Annotated in this window: 1 protein-coding gene; it reads right to left on the bottom strand. The window is 53.3% G+C overall.

What is annotated here, in order from left to right; genetic code table 11:
* Positions 1-34 precede the first annotated feature (34 nt).
* Positions 35-1,135: IS3 family transposase (locus tag ACT3TP_RS18700; RefSeq protein ID WP_444621286.1), on the bottom strand; the 1,101-nt coding region annotated here is incomplete at its 5' end.

The raw sequence follows: 1,135 nt of genomic DNA, 5'->3' as shown, positions 1-1,135 counted from the left end.
CGGAAATTTTCAAGTCAAGTGAGACCACTAAGTCTTAGGCCAACATCTTTTCTCCTTCTTCCTGCTTGATCGGTTCGTTAATCCAAGCCGCTTCTGGCAGCAACATTTTCTTCGGGAGCCGGTTCTTTCCAAACCGCTCAGGATGCTCCGCCCATGCCTTTTCCAACGCCGCTAGGCGTTGGTCATCCACGTGCCCAGTCATTCCGAAATGCACGTCGGCAGGAGTATGAAAACCCAATCCTGAATGGCGATGCTCAGTGTTATAAGCATGAACAAACCGATCCATAAAATCCCTGGCGTGCTCCAGCGAACCGAACCGCTCAGGAAATGCCGGCATATACTTCAAAGTCTTAAACCACGACTCTGAGTACGGATTGTCATTGCTCACCTTCGGCCGGGAATGCGAACGCAACACATCCAAATCAGAGAGCAACGCCGCGACCGGTTTGGACGTCATGGACGTCCCCCGATCAGCATGAACTACTTGCGGGACTTGATCCTGAGCAAAAACCTTCTTCATGAACGCTTCAGCCAACGCCCCAGACTCCCGTAAATGGACCTGGCACCCGACGATATAACGAGAATAAATATCGATCATCACGTACGCATCAAAGTAGGTCCCTTTGCGAGGCCCCGCCAATTTGGTGATGTCCCACGAAAAGACCTCACCAGGCTGATACGCCACTAATTCAGGGACTTTCCGTGCCGGATGACGTGCCTGCCGCCGGCGCTCAGCGACTTGTTTTTCACGTCGTAGAAGCCGATATATGCTGGCCACCGAACACAAGTAGGTCCCTTCGCTGAGCAGCACCGCATAGATCTGTTCTGGTGCTTGATCCACAAACCGGTCGCTATTCAACGTTTCAAGAATCAACGCTTCTTCAGCCTCGGTGAGCTTGTTCGCCGGTGCCGGCCGAGGCGCATCAACTGGCTTGCGTGGAAAACGTTCAGCACGCTTGTGGCGGGCCATCGTGGCCCGACTGACACCAGCCAAAGAACTGGCTCGGCGAGTCGAAATCCCAGACTCAACGAGCTGGTCAAAGACGTTTTTCATGAACGCACGGGAATCTATTCGGAATCCGCGCTCTTCGAGATCTGCTCCAAGAGCGCGTGTGCTTTTCCCATGATGTCTAGC

This window comes from Glutamicibacter sp. AOP38-B1-38, from assembly GCF_052377485.1.
Taxonomy (GTDB): Bacteria; Actinomycetota; Actinomycetes; order Actinomycetales; family Micrococcaceae; genus Glutamicibacter.
Note: the sequence above shows the minus strand (reverse complement) of the source record. Positions and strands in the feature narration are given on the sequence as shown.